The sequence below is a fragment of the Arenibaculum pallidiluteum genome, from assembly GCF_017355985.1.
GTDB classification, from domain to species: domain Bacteria; phylum Pseudomonadota; class Alphaproteobacteria; order Azospirillales; family Azospirillaceae; genus Arenibaculum; species Arenibaculum pallidiluteum.
Genome location: NZ_JAFIQU010000011.1, coordinates 57,072 through 72,627, shown reverse-complemented (window position 1 = coordinate 72,627; position 15,556 = coordinate 57,072). Strand labels below are relative to the sequence as shown.

Genomic DNA, 15,556 nt, shown 5'->3' with positions numbered 1-15,556 from the left:
TGCGCTAAAGCGCGGCGCAGGCGCCGAGAAAGGCGCGCACCAGGTCCGGGTCCTTGTGGCCCGGCCGGGTCTCCACGCCGCTGCTGACGTCGACGGCGGGGGCGCCGCTGATGCGCACCGCCTCGGCGACGTTGCCGGGCGTCAGCCCGCCCGAGAGCATCCAGGGCGTTGGCCAGTCCCGTCCGCGCAACAGCGTCCAGTCGAAGCTGAGGCCATTGCCGCCCGGCAGGGCCGTCACCTTGGCCGGCGGCTTCGCATCGAACAGCAGGCGGTCGGCCACCCCTGCCCAGGCGGCGGCCGCGTCCAGGTCCGCGGCGTCCGAGACCTTGATGGCCTTCATCACGGGAAGGCCCCAGGCCTCCTTGATGGCTGAGACCCGCTCGGGCGTCTCGGCTCCGTGGAGCTGGATCATGTCCAGCGGCACCTGGGTGACCACGTGCTCGAGATAGGCGTCGTCGGGGTCCACGAAGAGCCCCACGGTACGCACGCCTGTGGGCACCATCCGGGCGAGCTGGGCGGCCAGCGGCGCCGCGATGTGGCGGGGCGAGCGCTCGAAGAAGACGAGCCCGATCCAGCGAGCGCCCCCGTCGATCGAGGCCTGGAGGGCCGCGGGATCGGTGATGCCGCAGATCTTGGCCTGGACCGTCATGCCGGCGCTCCCGCGGCCAGCTCCGCCGCGATTCCGCGGGCCGCCGCCGCGGGATCCCCCGCCTGGGTGATGGGCCGGCCGATCACCAGGAAGTCTGCACCGGCCGCGACCGCCTCGGCCGGGGTCATGACCCGCTTCTGATCGCCCACCGCCGTGCCCGCGGGCCGGATGCCGGGCACCATCAGCGTCAGCCCGGCGCCGCAGCGGGCGCGCAGGGCGGTGACCTCGGCCGGCGAGCAGACGACCCCGTCGATGCCGGAGCGCTGCGCGGTCTCGGCCAGCCGGAGCACCTGCTCCAGCACGGGACCGCGCTGCCCGACCGCCTCCAGGTCGCCCTCGTCCAGGCTGGTCAGGACCGTCACCGCCAGCAGGCGCGGCGGCGTGACGCCTGCCTTGGCGGCCGCCTCGCCCGCCGCATCGGCGGCTGCGCGGAGCATGGCCGGCCCGCCCGAGGCATGCACCGTCAGGAACCGGGGTGCGAGCGGCGCCACCGACCGGATCGCGCCCGCCACCGTGTTCGGGATGTCGTGGAGCTTCAGGTCGAGGAACAGCGGCGGCCCGGCATCTCCGATCACGGCGCGGATTCCCGCCGGACCCTGGGCCATGAAGAACTCGAGCCCGAGCTTCAGCCCGCCGACATGGTCCGCGACGACCGCGGCGAGCTGCCGGGCCTCCGCGATCCCGGTCGTGTCGATGGCGACGAAGACGCGATCAGCCGGACGCATGAATTCCCCCTTCCGGGATTTCCCGGGTGCGGCGGCGCCCCGGGAGATCCCGGGGTGGCGGGCACGCATGGACCGGGCCTTCAGGCCCGGGCGACGGCGAGCTCGGCCGCCGCAAGGTCCTCTAGCGCGGTGCCGACCGATTTGAAAAGGGTAATCTCGGCCTCGTCCTGCCGCCCCTGCGCTTCGCCGCGGCACAGGGTGAACAGATCGCCATGGACGGCCTCGGCTGCAAGGACCCCCGACGCCATGGGCTGCACGATGTCCCCGGCCTCGTGCAGGGCGCCTTCGCGCGTGTCCACCCAGACGGAGGCGCGGCGCACGGCCTCGTCGTCGGCCTCGCGCATGGCGGGCGTGAACCCGCCCACAAGGTCGAGATGCGCGCCCGGCCGCAGCCAGGCGCCCTGGACGATGGGCTCCCTGGCCAGCGTCGCGCAGGTCACCACGTCCGCCCAGGCGGCAGCCGCCGCCAGGTCGGTCGCCGCCTCGGCCGCGAGGCCGGCCGCCGACAGCTCGGCCGCCACGGCCGCGGCCTTGTCCCGGCTGCGCCCCCAGACGCGAACCTCGCGGATGGGCCGCACGGCGGCGTGGGCGCGGGCGAGCTGCGGGGCGAGCTGGCCCGTGCCGACCACCAGCAGGCGTGCGGCATCCTTCCGCGCGAGATAAGAGGCAGCCAGGGCCGAGGCCGCCGCGGTGCGCCGCACGGTCAGCATGCGGCCATCGAGGATCGCCTGCGGTGCGCCGGTGACCCCGTCCACCAGCATGTAGCTGCCCAGCACCGCCGGCAGTCCGCGCGTGCCGTTGTCCGGGAACACCGTGACGATCTTGACGCCCATGGCGCCGCCCGGGCGCCAAGCCGGCATCAGCAGCAGCGTCCCCGGCGTGCCGCCGGGCACCTCGACCTCGTGGTGATGGCGGGGAGGCAGGCTGCATCCGGCGCGGAAGGCCTCGCGCAGCGCGTCGACCAGCGAGGGATAGTCCAGCGCGCGCTCGATCTCGGCCGCGCCGACGAAGCGCATGGCGGTCAAGGGGCGGCCCTCAGCGCGCCGCGAGGCGCAGGCGCTCGCCCCGGGCCGCCGGATCGTGGGGAAGCAGCGCGGTCGCCTGCGAGACTTGGCGCGCCGCCTCGTTCAGGCGGCGGTCGGCATCGGCGCGGGCCTTCCTCGCGGCCTCCAGCTCGCCCGCCAGGCGCTCGGCCCGCCGACGCTCGCGCCGTGCCGCGCTGCGGCTGCCGTGCTGGCCGAGCCAGGCCACCAGCCCGCCCGCGACGAAACCCACCAGGATGCCGGCGAGGCCGACCAGATAGACCGGAAGGTCGAGGGTGAAGGGCAACGGCCAGAGCGAGAGCGTCACGAGGTCCCGGTTCGACAGGGCGAAGGAGATCGCGACGAGCGCCACCGGGATGGCGACGAGCCAGGACAGGATGCGCACGCGGAAGGTCCTCCCTTGGGTACGGAACGGCGGGGGGCCGGGCTGCGGCCGAAAGCGGAGACCGGATGCGGCAGGCGGCTTCAGCGCCGGGCGGCCGCGCCGGTCAGTCCGTGTTCAGCCTTTCGCGCAGCTGCTTGCCGGTCTTGAAGAAGGGAACGTATTTCTCGGTGACCTGAACGCTGGCGCCGGTTCGCGGGTTCCGTCCGACCCGCGCGTCGCGCCGCTTGACCGAGAAGGCGCCGAAGCCGCGGAGTTCGACCCGGTCGCCCCGGGCCAGCGCCTCGCCGATCTCGTCGAAGATCGTGGAGACGATGCGCTCGACATCGCGCTGGTAAAGGTCGGGATAGCGCTCGGACAGGCGCTGGATCAGCTCCGACTTGGTCATGGGCGACGGCTCCCCTTTTGCGGAAGCCTGCCAACCGCACCCCCGCCCGTCAAGGCAAGTCTTTGTCGCAAAAGCCTTTTGCGCGGCGCACGGGCCGCGCATGCCGATGAAAAAAGGCGGCGGCGCCGACGGGCGCCGCCGCAAGTCCGCTCGAGATCCCCGTGTCGGCGCAGATCAGGCCTTGCGCCGGCGGACCGCCGCGAAGCCGGCCAGGCCGGCGCCCAGCAGGGCCAGCGTGCCCGGCTCCGGCACGGCGCCGGTGATGCCGGAGAAGGTGAAGTCGAAGCGGCGGGTCGAGTTGCCCTCGTACTCGTCCGGGATGTTGTTCAGCGAGATCCGGAACGAGCCCGAGGTGTCCTCGTAGCCGGCGCCGCTGAGAATGCCCGTGCCGCCGATGGTCAGCGTCAGGGCGTCGTGGGCGAGCACCTGCAGCGAGGTCAGGTCGAAGGTGAAGCCGCCGACCGACAGGAAGTTGTCCACGCCTGCATTGGCGGTCGTCAGGTCGATGTCCTTGATCCAGCCCTTGTAGTTCATCAGGCCGTTGAAGGAGCCGCTGACGATGTTGACGCGGAACGTGCCGTCGAGGCCGTAGCCGTTGCCGGCATCCTGGTAGGTGTCCGGCAGCAGGTCCTCGTTCGCGTAGCCGAAGTCGATCCGCGTCGCGTTCTCGAACTTGGTCGTGCCGGTGTCGCCCCGGCCCGTGAAGCCGAAGCCGCCGGTGATGTACGGGGCGGCCGAGGCCGCGCCGCTGGTCGCGGCCAGCATGGCGGCCGCTGCGAGCGTGAGCTTGAGGGTGCTGAGCTTCATGGTGGCGCCTTTTCCCAAAGGATGAATTCTGCGGTCGGACCCGGCCGGGCCGGGTGGTTGGTCCAGGGCCTGGGCCCTCCTGCCGATCCTCTCTGCATCCCCCGTGCCAAGCCCGAAGGAAAACGCCAAACCATTGTCGCAGCTCGTTTTTCCGGAATCGCGAAGCGCCACCCCCGGCCCGGCTGTAAAGCCGCCCGACAGAGCGACGCCCGAAACGCGAAGGGGCCGCCGCGGTCTCCCGCGGCGGCCCCCGAACGGTGTCCGGAATTTTGACGAGGGTTACTCGTCGCCTTCCTTCTGCTTGCGGCGCAGGGCGGCGCCCAGGATGTCGCCCAGGCTGGCCCCGCTGTCCGAGGAGCCGAACTCGGCCATGGCCTGCTTCTCCTCCTCCATCTCGCGCGCCTTGACGGAGAGCGAGATGCGGCGGGTCGCACGGTCGACCTGGGTCACCTTGGCATCGACCTTCTCGCCGACGGCGAAGCGGTCGGGGCGCTGCTCGGAACGCTCGCGGGCCAGGTCCGCCTTGCGGATGAAGCCCGTGTAGCCGTCGCCGACCGCAACCTCGATGCCGTTCTCGTTGACGGCGGTGACGGTGCAGGTGACGACCTCGCCCTTGCGCAGCCCGGCGGCGGCGGACTCGAACGGATCGTTCGAGAGCTGCTTGATGCCGAGGCTGATGCGCTCCTTCTCGACGTCGACGTCGAGGACCTTCACGCGGACGCGATCGCCCTTCTTGTACTCGGCGATCGCCTCCTCACCGGACTTGTTCCAGTCGATATCCGACATGTGGACCATGCCGTCGATGTCGCCCGGCAGTCCGACGAACAGGCCGAACTCGGTGATGTTCTTGACCTCGCCCTCGAGCTCGGTGCCCGCCGGGAACTTGTCCACGAAGGACTCCCACGGGTTCTCGAGGCACTGCTTGAGGCCAAGCGAAATGCGGCGCTTCTGCGGATCCACGTCCAGCACCATGACCTCGACCTCCTGGGAGGTGGAGACGATCTTGCCGGGGTGGACGTTCTTCTTGGTCCAGGACATCTCCGAGACGTGGACCAGGCCTTCGATGCCCGGCTCCAGCTCCACGAAGGCGCCGTAGTCCGTGATGTTGGTGACGCGACCCTTGAACTTCGCGCCGACCGGGTACTTCGCCTCGACGCCTTCCCACGGGTCGGCCTCGAGCTGCTTCATGCCCAGGCTGATGCGCTGGGTCTCGGGGTTGAAGCGGATGACCTGGACCGTGACGGTCTGGCCGATCTGCAGGGCCTCCGAGGGATGGTTGATGCGGCGCCAAGCGATGTCGGTGACGTGCAGCAGGCCGTCCACGCCGCCGAGGTCGACGAACGCACCGTAGTCGGTGATGTTCTTGACCACGCCCTGGAGCACCTGGCCTTCCTTGAGGTTGGCCACCAGCTCCGAACGGGCCTCGGCGCGGCTCTCCTCGAGCACGGCGCGGCGCGACACCACGATGTTCCCGCGCGAGCGGTCCATCTTCAGGATCTGGAAGGGCTGCGGCGTGCCCAGCAGCGGCGAGATGTCCCGGACGGGACGGATGTCGACCTGGCTGCCCGGCAGGAAGGCCACGGCGCCGTTCAGGTCGACGGTGAACCCGCCCTTGACCCGGCCGAAGATCACGCCGGCGACGCGCTGCTGGTCGTTGAAGGCCTTCTCGAGCTGGGTCCAGGCCTCCTCGCGCTTCGCCTTCTCGCGAGACAGCATGGCCTCGCCGTTCTTGTCCTCGAAGCGCTCGAGATAGACCTCGACCGTGTCGCCCACCTTGAGCTCGGGGGCCTGGTTGCCGGGGCCTGCGAACTCCTTGAGCGCGACCCGGCCCTCAGACTTCAGGCCGACATCGATCAGAACCATGTCGTTCTCGATCGCGACGACCCGGCCCTTGACGACGGTGCCCTCGAGGCTGTCGCCGGTCCCGAGCGATTCCGCCAGCAGATCCGCGAAGCTCTCCTTCGGGGCCTGGGTGGCGAGGTTGGTGGCTGCCTGTGCCATTGAAACTCCTTGGGTTGATCTCAACGGCCCACCCCCGTCGGCACGCTCGTGATGAGGGGCCGGGCCGCCGCGCCGGGCACCACGCCCGGCGGCTTGCAAAATCGTCCTCTGCGCCTGGCCTTCGGGCCGCCGCCGTCAGGCGGGAAGGCCGGTCTTGGACCTGATGAAGGAAAGCGCCGCCTCGAACGCCGCGTCGGCGTCGAGCGACGACGTATCAAGCAGGAAAGCGTCGACGGCCGGCCTGAGCGGGGCTACCGCTCGCTGGCTGTCGCGCGCGTCACGTTCCTTCATGTCCGCAAGGACGGCGTCATATATAGCCGGTACGCCGCGGGCCAGCAACTCATTGAATCGGCGGCGCGCCCGCACGTCCACGGCGGCGGTCACGAACAGCTTGGCCGGGGCGTCGGGGCAGACCACGGTGCCGATGTCGCGCCCGTCCAGCACCGCCCCTGCCCCCCCGCCGGGGGGGCGGGCGGCGAAGCCCCGCTGGAAATCCATCAGCGCCGCCCGGACCCCGGGCACCGCGCCCACCTGGCTTGCAGCCTGGGCCGCCCAGTCGCCGCGCAGCTCGGGATCCTTCATCAGCTCGGCGAGCTGCTGCGCGTCGAGCGCGCGGGCCGCGGCCTCGGCGGCGGCCGGATCGGCGGGATCGCCGCCCCGGCGCGCGGTGAGCAGCCCGACGGCGCGGTACAGCGCCCCGGTGTCCAGATGCGCGAAGCCCAGCCTATCGGAGACACGGCGCGCCAGCGTGCCCTTGCCGCTGGCCGCCGGCCCGTCGATGGCGATCACGACCGCCTTCATGCCCCCGCTCCTTCCCCGCCCCCCGGAGCCGTCCCGGCGCCACCGGGCCGCGACAGGATCGCTCGCGCCCGCGCCGCATCCTGCGCGATCTGCGCCTTCAGCGCGTCCAGCCCGTCGAACTTGCGCTCGGGGCGCAGGAAGTCCACCAGCCGCACCCGCATATGGCGGCCATAGAGATCCTCGGCCATGTCGAACAGGTGCACCTCCAGCAGCTCCGTGGTTCCGCCCACCGTCGGGCGCAGTCCGATATTGGCGACGCCGTCGCGCCAGACCGTGCCCAGTCCCTGGTCTATCCCGGCCTGGACGGCATAGACCCCGAAGGCGGGGCGCAGGTGCCCGTCCAGCCCGATATTGGCCGTCGGGAACCCGATCGTGCGCCCGCGCTGGAAGCCCGTCTCCACCCGGCCCTCGATCTCCCAGTGGCGGCCGAGGACCTCCGCCGCCTCGCCCGGGCGCCCGGCACGCAGTGCGTTCCGCACCCGGGTGGAGGAGAAGGGCCGCCCGTCGGGGTCCATGGCGTGCGGCACCACCGATACGCCGAAGCCATGGTGCGCGCCCAGCCGGCTCAGAAGCCCGGCATCGCCCGAGCGCCCGCGGCCGAAGCAGAAGTCCTTCCCCACCGCCACATGGGCGACGCCCAGTCCGCGGACGAGGATCTCCTCCACGAAGTCCTCCGCCGAATGCTCGGCCAGAGAACGGTCGAAATGCAGGACGAAGAGAAGATCGAGGCCGATCTCCTCCAGCAGCCGCGCCTTCGCGCGGAACGGGGTCAGGCGGAAAGGCGGATCGTCGGGCCGGAACACCTCGCGCGGGTGTGGCTCGAAGCTCAGCACGCCGGCCGGCGCGCCCGGCGCCGCCGTCCTGGCCGCCGCGATTACGGCGCGGTGGCCCCGGTGCACGCCGTCGAAGTTCCCGAGGGCGACGGCGGCCCCGCGCGCGTCGGCGGGGAGGTCGGTCCAATGTCGGAAGAGGCGCATGCCGGGCCCTCCTCGCGGCCCGGTCGAGGGCTTAGCGGAAAACGCAGGGCCTGTGAATAGGGTCAGCCCCGGCTGGGGACCATCAGCAACGCATCGCCGTCGATCACGACCGTGTCGCCGACGGTGCATTCGGTGCGCATGGCGACCCGCCGCTTCTCCGGGAAGACCTCGGTCACGGTAACGCGGGCGGTGACCGTGTCGCCGATGCGCACAGGCGCCTTGAAGCGCAGGTTCTGCGTCATGTAGATGGCGCCCGGCCCGGGCAGGCGGGTCCCCAGAACCGCCGAGATCAGCCCCGCCGACAGCATGCCGTGGGCGATGCGGCCCTTGAACATGGTGCCGCGGGCGTATTCCTCGTTCAGGTGCACCGGGTTGGTGTCGCCGGAGACGCCCGCGTACATCAGGATGTCCGCCTCGGTCACGGTCTTGGCGAAGGCCGCCGTCATGCCGACGGAGATGTCTTCGATGAAGTGGCCGGTCAGCCCGTCCGAGGTCGATCGCACCTGGTCCATCGGACGCCTCCGTTGTTGCGCCGCAGCATGATTCGTCCTGTATAGGATTTGCACGAGGACGCTGTCAAACCCGTTGCCGGCACGAATTTGTCCCAGATCTCCGGATGCCGCGACGAATGCCGGCCAACCCGGTTGTGTGCAGATCGGCGGGGGCCAGGACCGGAACGGGAGGGCTCGGGGATGTACGGCTCGGCCATGATCACGGGTGGGACGGCTGGTATCGGGGCGGCCTTCGCCCGAGCCCTGCCGGCGGAGACGGAGCTGATCCTGGTGGCCCGCCACGAGGAGGGGCTGGATCGGGCGCGCAGGACGCTGGAGGCGCAGGGCCGCCGGGTGCAGACGGTGGCGGCGGACCTCGCGACCGACGAGGGCCGGAACGACGCGATCGCCGCCGCCGAGGCGCGCGGCATCGAGCTCCTGATCAACAATGCCGGGATCGGCGCCTTCGGCCGCTACCTGGAGAACGACCCCGATTTCGAGCGCCGGACGGTCGAGCTCAACGCCGTGGCGCCCACGGTCCTGACGCGCGCCCTGCTGCCCGGCATGATCGGACGGGCGCGCTCCAGCGGACGGCGTGCGGGGCTCGTCATCCTGTCGAGCACGCTCGCCTTCCAGCCCACGCCATGGCTCGCCACCTATGCCGCGACCAAGAGCTTCCTGCTCGCCTGGGGCGAGGCCCTGAACGAGGAGCTGCGCGGGGAGCCCGTCGACCTGCTGGTCGTCTGCCCGACCGCGACGGCTTCCGATTTCGGGGCGCGGGCGGGTTTCCGCATGGGCGCGCTTCCGGTGACCGAGAGCCCGGACCGGGTGGCCCGCGCGGCCCTGGGCGCGCTGGGGCGCGAGACCGTGCATGTGCGCGGCCCGCTGACCCGCATGGCGCTCCGCCCCTTCCTGCTCTCGCGCAGGCTGACCACCAGCGGGCTTGCCGGCCTGATCGCCGCGGCCGACCGCCTGTCGGGCCTGCGCAGCCGGCCTGCCGGCACGGAGGAGGACGCTGCCGCCGGGGAATCCCCGGCGCGCCGGTCCTGACCGCGGCTCAGGACAGCGCGATCTCCGCCGTCGCCGTCCCAACGTCGAGTGACGGGGCGTCGACGGGCAGGGCGTCGACCGACAGGCGCGCGGCGGCCGTGACCGAGGCCCAGTCGGCGGGCTCCGCCAGCGTCACCACCGGGCAGGAAATCCCGTAGAGCTCGCGGGCAACCATGGCGCCGACCGTCACGATGGCATCGCGGGTCAGCAGCACGATGCCGGCGGGCCCCGTGCCGAGGCGGATCGCCTCGGCCAGGACCGAGCTGCCCGAGCTGGACCCGCGCCCGGCCGCCATCACCAGGATCCGGCCCGCGACGACGGCGCCCGCCTGCGGGTGCCAGCGGTCGATGATCCGCCCGGAGGCTGCATCAAGCCCGCCCCAGAAGCTCAGCGGTTCCGCGAGCACGAAGGCCAGCCCCTCGGCCCGGCCTGGAACCAGCGTGACCGCCGCAAGGCGTGCCGCGGCCGTGCGGGTCACCGGCGCACCACACGCCCGGCCCGGGCCGAGGCCATGCAGTCCGCGAGGCTGCCGAAAGCCACGTCCACGCCGAGATTCCCAGGTGCGTAGTAGGCCCATTTGCCGGAATTGGTCATCACTGCCCCCGACAGCTCCCTCATGACGGCGGTCACGTAGGTGCAGGTGTCGATCACCAGCGTCACCCCGGCGTCGCGCAGCCGATCCGCCCAGCCGCGGGCCTCCAGCTCCTGCAGCACGGCCCGGCCCGTGTTCACATAGATGTCGATGGCCGGCCGCGGCCCGTCCAGCAGCGGCATCAGCCGCGCGAACTCGTCCAGCGAGAAGTGCGGCGTCCCCAGGCTCACGGCCGCGAGCGGTATGCCGTCCGGCACGGTCGACAGGCGGCGCACGATGTCCCGGAGATCCCCGGCGGTCAGCAGGATGCGTTCCTCGGGCGCCTCGCCCTGGAAGGCGGCCTCGATCGTGCCGGCCTCCGGGGTCAGGCCGACGGCGTGGAACATCGCGACCGCGCCCGACGAGGCCGCGACGGCGCCCAGCGCCTTTAGGTCGTCCTCGCTCGCCGCGGCCGGCAGCCCCCGGATCGCGGGAATCCTGTCGCCGCAGAGCCGGCCGATTGCGTGCCCGACGGCAATGCAGGCGGGGCCGGCCTCGTCCCATTCCGGGGGGAGCGACGCGATCTCGACGAGCACGCGGGCGCGCCGATTCTCCGGCATGTGGAGCCCGTAATAGGGGACGCGCCCGGTCAGCGCGCAGCAGAGATCGATGAAGTCGCCATAGCGGTTGGTGCGCGCCCCGATCACGGAATTGGCGAAGACGATGGCGTTCGATTCAGCCCAGGCGACCTGGGCACCGGGCCGCGGCCGGAAGATCGTCTGGTAAGGCGCGCAGGTGTAGGTCGGCACGCAGCCGAGCTCCTCGTGGGCGCGCATCAGCCGGGCGCCGCCGGTCCCGACCGCGGCATCGCCCTGGAACAGCTCGGGATGGATCAGGTCCACCGAGCCGACGTTCAGCGTGGTCGGCACGCGCACGCGACCGCCCAGGCGCAGCAGGTGCTCGACGAAGTCCAGGCTGACCCGGCCGAGATAGAGGCATCCGTCGATATGGGCGGCCTCGGCCTCCACGAAGCGGCGGGCGCCGACGGCCTCGGCGAAGCGCTGCAGAAGGCGCATCGCGAAGCGGGCCGCCTCGCCATGGGCGCCGTCGAGGAGGTCGCGGTCCAAAGGGGACAGTGCGGGCGTCATGCCTCAAGACACGCAGCCTTCTGCGCCGCCTTGTCAATGCCACCGCTCCGGACGGGCGATAGGCGCCGGCGGCAAGCTCCGGTACAAGGATCCCTAGGGCGGAGCGAGAATGGACATGGACGGGACGGCGGGGGTCGCCGCGGGGATCTTCGTGGACGGCATCGAGTGCGCGGCGGATCTCCCGCTGCCGCCCCGTCTGTCACGGCCTGAGCCGGAGTTCGGCCGCCTGGACCTACCGGACGGAGGCTGGCTCCGCCACGCCGCCTGGCCGGCGCCCCGGGCGCCGCGGGGCACGGTGGTGCTCCTGGGCGGGCGCACGGAGTTCATCGAGAAGTACGAGCCCATCGCGCTGGCGCTCGTCGCGCGCGGCTGGCGCACCCTGTCGGTCGACTGGCGCGGCCAGGGCGGGTCCAGCCGCTTCCTGCCCGACTCCATGAGGGGCCACGCGCCGGATTTCGCCGTGCTGGAGGAGGATCTCGCCGCCTACCTGGACCGGATCGTCCGCCCGCGGCATTCGGGCGGGCCGCTGGTGCTGCTGGGTCATTCCATGGGCGGGCATCTGGCCCTGCGTCTGCTGGCAGCCCAACCCGAGGCAGCCGACGCCGCTATCCTGTCCGCCCCCATGGCCGAGATCAGCCTCGGCCCCTTCCCGCCCAGGCTCGCGCGCTGGCTGGCGCGGCTGGCGGTTCGCCTGGGCTTCGGCTCGGCCTGGGCGCCCGGACAGCGCCCCTACGACCCGGCCGCCAAGTTCTTCCGGGACAATCCCGTCACGACCGACAGGGCCTGCTGGGCGCTCCATCACCTGTGGATGCGCGCCCGGCCGGAGCTGGCCCTGGGCGGCGTCACCTACGGCTGGCTCGACGCCGCCTTCCGCTCCATGGACGGGCTCGCACGGCCGGAGGTCGCGGGACGCACGCGGGTGCCGCTGCTGGTGCTTGCAGCGGGCCGCGACACGGTCGTGCCGGCCGACGCCCAGCGCCGCCTGGCCACGCTGCATCCCTGCTGCCGGGTGGTGATGCTGGACGACGCCATGCATGAGGTGCTGCTGGAGCGGCCGGAGATCCGGGCTCGGGCCTGGGCACCGATCGACGCCTTCCTGGCCGAGGTCGCGGCCCGGCACGCGGCCGGCGCGCGCGAGATCGCCGGCACGCGGTGACGGTGCGAGGCACGGTCCCAGAAACCTGGTCCCAAGCGCCTCGCCCCGAACACCTGGTCTGGGCGCCGCCGTCACTCCATCGCGGACTTGCCGCCGTGGGCGCTCGACCATTCGACGGGCGCGTGCAGGAAGCGCTCCACCTCGTCCAGGGTCGCGGTATCGAAGTAGTTGAACTGCTTGGCGACCCGCAGCACGTCCCACCAGGTGCACAGCGCGTGCAGCCGCACGCCCATCTCGCGCATGGTGGCCAGGCTGGCGGGGAAGATGCCGTAGTGGAAGATCACGAAGGTGTCCGTCACTTGGGCGCCGGCGTCGCGCAGGGCATTGACGAAGTTCACCTTGCTCTTGCCGTCGGTGGTCAGGTCCTCGACCAGCAGCGTGCGCGAGCCTTCGGGCAGATGCCCCTCGATCTGGGCGTTTCGGCCGAAACCCTTGGGCTTCTTGCGGACGTACTGCATGGGCAGGCCGAGCCGGTCGGCGATCCAGGCGGCGAAGGGAATCCCGGCGGTCTCGCCGCCCGCCACCGAATCCATGCCCTCGAAGCCGATCTCGCGCTGGATCGTCGCCACGGCGAAGTCGATGAGCCCCGAGCGCGCCCGCGGGAAGGAGACGATCTTGCGGCAGTCGATGTAGACCGGGCTCGCCCAGCCCGAGGTGAAGATGAACGGCGTGGTCCCGTTGAAGTGGACCGCCTTGATGTCGATCAGCGTCCGGGCCGTCAGGGTCGAGACGAGTTCGGGATCGGGAAGGCTCATGGACGGGCTCCGGGCAGGAAGGGCGGAATGGGGGTTCTCTTACCCCTTCAGTCGAGGAGGCGCCAGCGCGTCGCTTCGCCGGCCCGGAAGGGCAGGACTTCGGAGCCCGAGGCGACGGCCACGCGCTCGGGCACGGTCTCGCCCCCGCGCTGGAGGGTGATCGTGCCGGGATTGGGATCCATGCGGTAGAAGCGCGGGCCGTTCAGGCTCGCGAAGGCCTCCAGCCGGTCCAGGGCGCCCATCTCGTCGAACACCTCGGCATAGAGCTCGATGGCCGAGGGGGCCGTGAAGACGCCGGCGCAGCCGCAGGCGCTTTCCTTGTCGGCGATGGGATGCGGCGCGCTGTCCGTTCCCAGGAAGAAGCAGGCCTCGCCCGAGGCCGCGGCCTCGCGGAGCGCCAGCCGGTGCGTCTCGCGCTTGGCGATGGGCAGGCAGTAGAGATGCGGGCGGATGCCGCCCTGGAACATGTGGGTGCGGTTCACGATCAGGTGGTGCGCCGTGATGGTGGCGCCCAGCCGCCCGCCGGCGGCGTTGGCGCGCACGAAGGCCACGGCATCCGCGGTCGTCACGTGCTCCAGCACGATGCGCAGGCCCGGATGCTCGGCCAGCAGCGGGGCCAGCGTGCGCTCCAGGAAGACGGCCTCGCGATCGAAGATGTCGATCTCGGGATCCGTCACCTCGCCGTGGATCAGCAGCGGCATGCCGATGCGCTCCATGCGCTGCAGCACCGGGCGCACCCGCGCGAGATCGGTGACGCCATGGGCGCTGTTGGTGGTGGCATGGGCGGGATAGAGCTTCACCGCGACCCAGTCGCCGTCCCGGAAGCCGCGGTCGATCTCGTCGGGATCGGCCCCGTCGGTCAGGTAGCACGTCATCAGCGGCCTGAACGCCGCCCCCGGCGGCAGGGCGGCCATGATCTCGTCCCGATAGGCCCGGGCGCGTGCCACGGTGGTCACCGGCGGCTTCAGGTTCGGCATGATGATGGCCCGGCCGAAACGGCGCGCCGTGAAGGGCAGGACGGCCCGCAGCATGGCGCCCTCGCGCAGGTGCAGGTGCCAGTCGTCGGGGCGGCGGATCACGAGACGGTCGGGCGCGGGCATCGCTTCTCTCCGGAATGGCCCGGGGGTTCTACGCCTTCGGGCGGCGGCGCTCAACCGCGCCGCATCGGACGCCATGGCGCGGCGCGCGCGAAACCGCTACATGAAGGCTCATCACCGCGACGCTTTCCTGCCGAGACCCCGCATGAGCCCGATCCAGCCGAAGACCCCGCCCGGGGTGATGGAACTGCTGCCCCGCGACCAGGTCGCGTTCCAGCGTGTCCTGGACACCATCCGGCGCGGCTACGAGCGGTTCGGCTTCCTGCCCGTGGAGACGCCGGTCTTCGAGCTCGTCGACGTGCTGCTGACCAAGAGCGGCGGCGAGACCGAAAAGCAGGTCTACTTCGTGCAGTCCACCGGCGCCCTCCAGCAGGGCAAGAAGCCCGAGCTCGCGCTGCGCTTTGACCTGACGGTCCCGCTGGCGCGCTATGTGGCCGAGCACGAGCACGAGCTGGCCTTCCCATTCCGGCGCTACCAGATGCAGCGGGTATATCGGGGCGAGCGGAACCAGAAGGGCCGGTTCCGCGAGTTCTACCAGTGCGACATCGACGTGATCGGCAAGGACAGCCTGCCGCTCGCCTTCGATGCCGAGATCCCGGCGGTGATCCACCACGTCTTCACCGAGCTCGACGTCGGCGCCTTCACCATCCGCATCAACAACCGCAAGATCCTGCAGGGCCTGCTCGAAGGCATGGGGCTGGGCGACGAAAACGCCCGCATGCTGGCGCTGCGCGAGATCGACAAGCTGCCGAAGATCGGGCGCGACCAGGTGCTCGCCAATCTCAGTGCCCCCGAGATCGGAATGGCGGACGAGACGGCCTCGCGCCTGCTGGACCTCGCGACGCCCGGCGGCGACCAGGATCACCTGCTGGGCCGCCTGCGCGACCTCGCGCGGGACGGCGGAACGCCGCTCTTGGCCGAGGGCGTCGAGGAGCTCGCGAGCGTGGTCGAGGGCATGCGCGCCCTGGGCGTGCCGGACCGGAACTTCGCGATCGACCTGACGATCACCCGCGGCCTCGACTACTACACGGGCACGGTCTACGAGACCTTCCTGAACGACTATCCCGGCATCGGCAGCGTCTGCTCCGGCGGGCGCTACGAGAACCTGGCGAGCCACTACACCAAGTCGCGCCTGCCCGGCGTCGGCATCTCCATCGGCGTCACGCGCCTGTTCTACCAGCTCCGCGAGGCAGGGCTGATCAAGCCGGCCACCTCGCGCACGGTGCTGGTGACCCAGATGGACGAGCAGCTCAGGACCGACTACTACCGCCTCGCCGCGGAGCTGCGCGCGGCCGGGATCGACACCGAGATCCACCTGGAGCCCGCCAAGATCGCGCGGCAGCTCAAATACGCCGACCGCGCCGGCATCCGCTTCGTCCTGCTGATGGGATCGGACGAGGCGGCCCGGGGCACCGTCACCGTGAAGGACCTGGCGGAAGGCGGGCAGCAGGAGATGCCGCGCGCCGATCTTGCCGCCCATCTGCGCGCCCGGCTGGGCTGAGGACGCTGGACTGA

Annotated in this window: 16 protein-coding genes and 1 pseudogene; 3 read left to right on the top strand and 14 right to left on the bottom strand. The window is 71.5% G+C overall.

The window, feature by feature from the left end; translation table 11 throughout:
- Nucleotides 1–4: 4 nt before the first annotated feature.
- The 10 genes and pseudogenes from JUB13_RS20245 to JUB13_RS20200 form a co-directional block, all read right to left on the bottom strand.
- Entirely contained in the window at nt 5–649 is a 645-nt protein-coding gene (locus JUB13_RS20245) for a phosphoribosylanthranilate isomerase (RefSeq protein WP_207482118.1), read from the bottom strand.
- Nucleotides 646–1,374, bottom strand: coding sequence for an orotidine-5'-phosphate decarboxylase (gene pyrF, locus JUB13_RS20240; protein WP_207482117.1), 729 nt, complete (start codon nt 1,372–1,374; stop codon nt 646–648). Before pyrF ends, JUB13_RS20245 begins: the two co-directional genes overlap by 4 nt.
- A gap of 80 nt (nt 1,375–1,454) precedes the next feature.
- Nucleotides 1,455–2,390 (bottom strand): bifunctional Delta(1)-pyrroline-2-carboxylate/Delta(1)-piperideine-2-carboxylate reductase, encoded by a 936-nt coding sequence (gene lhpI / locus JUB13_RS20235; protein ID WP_207482283.1) that lies wholly within the window; start codon nt 2,388–2,390, stop codon nt 1,455–1,457.
- Nucleotides 2,391–2,409: 19 nt separating this feature from the next.
- Nucleotides 2,410–2,802 (bottom strand): lipopolysaccharide assembly protein LapA domain-containing protein, encoded by a 393-nt coding sequence (locus tag JUB13_RS20230; protein WP_207482114.1) that lies wholly within the window; start codon nt 2,800–2,802, stop codon nt 2,410–2,412.
- Nucleotides 2,803–2,905: 103 nt separating this feature from the next.
- The gene (gene ihfB / locus JUB13_RS20225) at nt 2,906–3,187 is read right to left on the bottom strand and encodes an integration host factor subunit beta (RefSeq protein ID WP_207482112.1); all 282 of its coding nucleotides are present in this window, start codon (nt 3,185–3,187) and stop codon (nt 2,906–2,908) included.
- A gap of 174 nt (nt 3,188–3,361) precedes the next feature.
- Nucleotides 3,362–3,442 (bottom strand): annotated as a pseudogene (locus JUB13_RS32235) (PEP-CTERM sorting domain-containing protein); the annotation flags it as partial.
- 831 nt (nt 3,443–4,273) lie between these two features.
- Nucleotides 4,274–5,995, bottom strand: a complete 1,722-nt coding sequence (gene rpsA / locus JUB13_RS20215) for a 30S ribosomal protein S1 (protein ID WP_207482108.1) — start codon at nt 5,993–5,995, stop codon at nt 4,274–4,276.
- A 135-nt stretch (nt 5,996–6,130) separates the two neighbouring features.
- Nucleotides 6,131–6,796: a (d)CMP kinase gene (cmk, locus tag JUB13_RS20210; RefSeq protein ID WP_207482107.1), complete on the bottom strand. Its 666-nt coding sequence runs from the start codon at nt 6,794–6,796 to the stop codon at nt 6,131–6,133.
- Entirely contained in the window at nt 6,793–7,773 is a 981-nt protein-coding gene (locus JUB13_RS20205; protein ID WP_207482106.1) for a bifunctional riboflavin kinase/FAD synthetase, read from the bottom strand. Before JUB13_RS20205 ends, cmk begins: the two co-directional genes overlap by 4 nt.
- A gap of 62 nt (nt 7,774–7,835) precedes the next feature.
- Entirely contained in the window at nt 7,836–8,285 is a 450-nt protein-coding gene (locus tag JUB13_RS20200; RefSeq protein ID WP_207482105.1) for a MaoC family dehydratase, read from the bottom strand.
- Between the two features lie 180 nt (nt 8,286–8,465).
- On the opposite strand from JUB13_RS20200, the gene JUB13_RS20195 reads away from it, so the two are divergent.
- On the top strand, nt 8,466–9,314 hold the full coding sequence (locus JUB13_RS20195) for an SDR family NAD(P)-dependent oxidoreductase (protein ID WP_207482104.1): 849 nt from the start codon (nt 8,466–8,468) through the stop codon (nt 9,312–9,314).
- Nucleotides 9,315–9,321: 7 nt separating this feature from the next.
- On the opposite strand, the gene JUB13_RS20190 is transcribed toward JUB13_RS20195, so the two are convergent.
- Together JUB13_RS20190 and JUB13_RS20185 are read right to left on the bottom strand one after the other, a co-directional pair.
- A complete protein-coding gene (locus JUB13_RS20190; RefSeq protein ID WP_207482103.1) occupies nt 9,322–9,792 on the bottom strand; it encodes an aconitase X swivel domain-containing protein in 471 nt (156 codons plus the stop codon).
- On the bottom strand, nt 9,789–11,033 hold the full coding sequence (locus tag JUB13_RS20185) for an aconitase X (RefSeq protein ID WP_207482101.1): 1,245 nt from the start codon (nt 11,031–11,033) through the stop codon (nt 9,789–9,791). The genes JUB13_RS20190 and JUB13_RS20185 overlap by 4 nt, the downstream gene beginning before the upstream one ends.
- 109 nt (nt 11,034–11,142) lie before the next feature.
- Between JUB13_RS20185 and JUB13_RS20180 the strand changes: the two genes are divergently transcribed.
- Nucleotides 11,143–12,189 (top strand): alpha/beta fold hydrolase, encoded by a 1,047-nt coding sequence (locus JUB13_RS20180; protein WP_207482100.1) that lies wholly within the window; start codon nt 11,143–11,145, stop codon nt 12,187–12,189.
- Nucleotides 12,190–12,260: 71 nt separating this feature from the next.
- Here JUB13_RS20180 and JUB13_RS20175 read toward each other — a convergent pair whose 3' ends face one another.
- Nucleotides 12,261–12,944, bottom strand: coding sequence for an orotate phosphoribosyltransferase (locus JUB13_RS20175; RefSeq protein WP_207482099.1), 684 nt, complete (start codon nt 12,942–12,944; stop codon nt 12,261–12,263).
- A gap of 47 nt (nt 12,945–12,991) precedes the next feature.
- Complete coding sequence (gene pyrC / locus JUB13_RS20170; RefSeq protein ID WP_207482098.1) at nt 12,992–14,044, bottom strand: dihydroorotase; 1,053 nt, start codon at nt 14,042–14,044, stop codon at nt 12,992–12,994.
- 142 nt (nt 14,045–14,186) lie between these two features.
- Here pyrC and hisS point away from each other — a divergent pair, with 142 nt between their 5' ends.
- The gene (gene hisS, locus JUB13_RS20165) at nt 14,187–15,542 is read left to right on the top strand and encodes a histidine--tRNA ligase (protein ID WP_207482097.1); all 1,356 of its coding nucleotides are present in this window, start codon (nt 14,187–14,189) and stop codon (nt 15,540–15,542) included.
- Nucleotides 15,543–15,556 lie beyond the last annotated feature (14 nt).

Coding starts and splice junctions, on each gene's coding strand:
- hisS (WP_207482097.1), top strand. CDS start 14,187: ATGAGCCCGATCCAGCCGAAGACCCCGCCCGGGGTGATGGAACTGCTG.
- JUB13_RS20195 (WP_207482104.1), top strand. CDS start 8,466: ATGTACGGCTCGGCCATGATCACGGGTGGGACGGCTGGTATCGGGGCG.
- cmk (WP_207482107.1), bottom strand. CDS start 6,796: ATGAAGGCGGTCGTGATCGCCATCGACGGGCCGGCGGCCAGCGGCAAG.
- JUB13_RS20200 (WP_207482105.1), bottom strand. CDS start 8,285: ATGGACCAGGTGCGATCGACCTCGGACGGGCTGACCGGCCACTTCATC.
- lhpI (WP_207482283.1), bottom strand. CDS start 2,390: ATGCGCTTCGTCGGCGCGGCCGAGATCGAGCGCGCGCTGGACTATCCC.
- ihfB (WP_207482112.1), bottom strand. CDS start 3,187: ATGACCAAGTCGGAGCTGATCCAGCGCCTGTCCGAGCGCTATCCCGAC.
- pyrF (WP_207482117.1), bottom strand. CDS start 1,374: ATGCGTCCGGCTGATCGCGTCTTCGTCGCCATCGACACGACCGGGATC.
- rpsA (WP_207482108.1), bottom strand. CDS start 5,995: ATGGCACAGGCAGCCACCAACCTCGCCACCCAGGCCCCGAAGGAGAGC.
- JUB13_RS20175 (WP_207482099.1), bottom strand. CDS start 12,944: ATGAGCCTTCCCGATCCCGAACTCGTCTCGACCCTGACGGCCCGGACG.
- JUB13_RS20205 (WP_207482106.1), bottom strand. CDS start 7,773: ATGCGCCTCTTCCGACATTGGACCGACCTCCCCGCCGACGCGCGCGGG.
- pyrC (WP_207482098.1), bottom strand. CDS start 14,044: ATGCCCGCGCCCGACCGTCTCGTGATCCGCCGCCCCGACGACTGGCAC.
- JUB13_RS20180 (WP_207482100.1), top strand. CDS start 11,143: ATGGACATGGACGGGACGGCGGGGGTCGCCGCGGGGATCTTCGTGGAC.
- JUB13_RS20245 (WP_207482118.1), bottom strand. CDS start 649: ATGACGGTCCAGGCCAAGATCTGCGGCATCACCGATCCCGCGGCCCTC.
- JUB13_RS20185 (WP_207482101.1), bottom strand. CDS start 11,033: ATGACGCCCGCACTGTCCCCTTTGGACCGCGACCTCCTCGACGGCGCC.